General features: G+C 40.8%; 1 protein-coding gene. It reads left to right on the top strand.

Features of this window, described 5'->3' with window-relative positions:
- On the top strand, positions 1–2,765 hold a 2,765-nt coding region (locus N3I35_13125; protein ID MCX8131026.1), incomplete at both ends, for a condensation domain-containing protein.

Genomic DNA, 2,765 nt, shown 5'->3' with positions numbered 1-2,765 from the left:
CAGGGGAGTAGAGAATGCAATCGTAAGCTGTATAGGGAGGTACGCAAGGGAACACGGTGCAGGATATGTAGAGACAAAATTCTGCCCTACATCGAAGAATGCACCTGCGTTGGAATTCCTGAAAGGGAGCGGCTGGGAAGCAGTTGAAGAGACTTCCGGCCATACACTCTACCGTATGGCTTCAGACAAAATACCGGACTGCCACAGCAGTATAGAGTGCTATTATTTGTCCGGATACAGCAAGGAAAAGCCTGTAACCGAGAATAAAACAGTATCATATAAACTTCACCATATAGCTTTAGCTGTAGAGGATATAGAGAAGGCAAAAGACAATTATCTGAAACAGGGTTTTGAATGCGGAATTACTGTACATGATCCCATACAAAATGCATACCTTTCTATGTGTACGAAAGCGGATCATGATGCGGTAGAACTCGTAGCTCCTGTAAATAGTGAATCTCCAGTGTCCAGAATTCTTGAGTACAACGGAGAGGTACCGTATCACCTATGCTATTGCGTTGAAAGCTTTGAAGAATTCCTGGCGGTGTTGAACTCGGGAGGAATAGAATTTGAAGTAATAAGCAGTGCTAAAGAGGCCGTTCTTTTCAACTATGACAAAGTTATGTTTATCAGGGTTCAGGGTTTTGGCCTTATTGAGCTGCTGGAGCGCAAAGAAAATGAGGCAGGGGCCATGGAACTGCATCAGGCGAAACGCAGTATCCTTCAAGTAGTGGTTAATGACGCGGAAAAAGCTGTAAGCTTTTTGAGGCATATGGGGTATGTTCAGGAAAAGAGTATCATGGATACTTCTAAAAAAATGAGGATAATTACAGTATTTAAGCCTTATGCAGGAAAGGTAGAACTGCTGGTTCCTACGGATGAATCTAAGGAAGAATACGTGTTTTTCCTTAAGAATGGCGCCCATCCTTATAAAATTTATACTGTGAATGAGGATGAGGAGAAGACCGGGGGGGCAACAAATAACCGGTGGGAATCAGGTATGGGCGAAAATGAAGGACTTCTGCACAGAAATTATCTGCTTGCCCTTGATAACCATTCATCGCACTTGCTGTTGCAGCTTCCTGTTTACCAGGCAGATAACAGAAAGACATCCAGGACTGAGTATAAAGCGCCAACAAATGAAGCAGAGGGAAAATTGGTTGAAATATGGCAGGATATATTAAAGGTAGAAAAAATAGGGATAAACGATAACTTCTTTGAACTGGGAGGGCATTCTCTAAAGGCTGCAACGCTGGTTTCACGTATCAGCAGAGAGTTGAATGCGGACATTTCTCTTGCAGACGTGTTCAGGGCACCTACAATCAGTACTCTGGCAAAGCAGCTTGCCTCATCAGCCTCAAGAGTTTACAAGCAGATAGAAAAAATTGAGGAGAGGAATTACTATCCGTTATCCTCATCACAAAAGAGAGTGTTTTTCATTCAGCAGATGAATAGTGGAGATACAAGCTACAACATGCCATTTGCAATTGAGATTCGCGGGCCTGTAAACAAAGAACGCTTTACTGAAATATTCAGAAAAATCATAAGCAGGCATGAAGCTTTGAGGACGTCTTTTGGCTTTGCTGAGGGTGAAGCTGTTCAAAGAGTACATAAGGAATTTGAGTTTGATTTGAACTATATTGAGTCAGATGAGAATGGATATAAAAATATTATAAATGGACTTATAAAACCGTTCGATTTAGCTAAACAGCCCCTACTCAGGGTATATCTGATCAAGGTTGCTGAGGATAGGCATATTCTGTTTTATGATTTACATCATATCATTGCCGATGGGGTCTCCTATGCCCTTATTATGAGGGAGTTTATGGATTTATACCAGTCCAGGGAACTCCCTGAATTAAGAATTCAATATAAGGATTATGCCGTCTGGCATAATAATCTGCTGGAGACAGAATATGTAAAAAATCAGGAAAAATACTGGATGGATAAATATTCAGGCAAAATAGAGGTCCTGAATATGCCTTTGGACTTTAAGCGCCCGGTAAAACAGACATTTACAGGAAATAAGATAAACTTCTCGGTAAATAGGGAAACTGTTTATAAAATAAGGGAACTGGCTATGAAGCAAGGGGCAACTTTAAATTCTGTCCTACTGTCAATATACGCCCTGCTGCTAAACAAATACTGCCGGCAGCCTGAGATAGTAGTTGGCTCGCTTGTAGCTGGCAGAAATCACGGGGAGTTGGAAAATCTGATTGGTATGTTTGTTAACTATATCCCGATAAAATTTAACTTTGTAAATGAGGATGCATTTAGCGGTTATCTGGATTCAGCCTGCAGCTTGATTTTGGAAGCTTACGAAAACCAGGATTATCCCTTTGAAAAGATTGTAGAGGGTATAGGTCCGAAGCTTGACTCTGGGAGAAACTCACTTTTTGATACCGTATTTATACTGCACAATCAGTTTGATACAACAGATGATATTAATATCGGGGATTTGACATTTTCGAGTTATGAACTGGATAAAAACAGTTCAACACTGGATTTTAAAATCGATGCATACCTCAGCAAAACAGATGAATTGAAGGGTATTATTGAATACAATACAAGCCTCTTTACCCAGGATACTATGGAAGATATGGCAAACCGTTTTGTTTCGTTATTGGAAAAAGTTTCGGACAAACCGGAACAGGCAATAGGCAGCATAGAGCTTTTTACAGAAGATGAAAAGCGTATGCTGGAAGAAAAGAGGAAACTGAACTTAAGTTTGAGGAGTGCAGTGAGCCTTGCAGTAAGCGCAACAT

The organism is Clostridia bacterium (assembly GCA_026414765.1).
Lineage (GTDB): Bacteria > Bacillota > Clostridia > Acetivibrionales > DSM-27016 > SKW86.
Note: the sequence above shows the minus strand (reverse complement) of the source record. Positions and strands in the feature narration are given on the sequence as shown.